Source organism: Devosia sp. ZW T5_3, from assembly GCF_044987315.1.
Classification (GTDB): Bacteria; Pseudomonadota; Alphaproteobacteria; order Rhizobiales; family Devosiaceae; genus Devosia.
In genome coordinates this window covers 1-634 of record NZ_JBJDRE010000049.1, presented here as the reverse complement: position 1 = coordinate 634, position 634 = coordinate 1, and the positions used below count along the sequence as shown (strand labels likewise).

Genomic DNA, 634 nt, shown 5'->3' with positions numbered 1-634 from the left:
CGGTGTCTGTCATCTCGTCCCCGTCGTGGAGCTGCCGGGGCGGACGGCTGCGTCCGCCCCGGCAGGATGGTGCTGGTGGTGTCTTACTTGATGGCCGCGGTCACGTCGTCGACGAGCTTCTGCCACGTCGTCTTCGGGTCCGCACCGTTGATGATCGCGGCCTCGGCCACGCCCCAGAACTGCCACACCGAGCCCATGGCCGGGATGGCCGGCATCGGAACGGCGTCGGCGCCGACAGCCTGGAAGCCGGCGATGATCGGGTCGGAGGCAGCCTCGTCTGCAGCAGCCGTGAGCGCGGGCAGGACGTTGCCGGCCTTGAACAGCTCGAGCTGGACGTCCTTCGTGCCGATGTAGTTCACCAGGAAGTCGTTCGCAGCGACCTTGTTCTTGGACTCGGCGCTGACGAAGAAGCCCTTGACGCCGGCGAACGGCGACGCGGTCTCACCGGTGGGGCTGGGGACGGGGTCGATCGCCACGTTGATGCCCGCGTCGACTGCGGCGCCGACGTTCCACGGACCGGTCAGCCAGAAGGCCGCCGTGCCGTCGAGGAACTGTTGCTTGGCGATCTCGCCGTCGACGTCGGTGTTCAGGTTTCCGGTGCCGTTCTTGCCCTGGGCGGCGAGCCAGTCGGCGA

General features: G+C 68.3%; 1 protein-coding gene. It reads right to left on the bottom strand.

Translation table 11 applies throughout. From position 1 onward, the window contains the following. Positions 1–83: 83 nt before the first annotated feature. A partial coding sequence (locus tag ACI3KW_RS23200; RefSeq protein ID WP_404850054.1) for an extracellular solute-binding protein occupies positions 84–634 on the bottom strand: 551 nt, incomplete at its 5' end.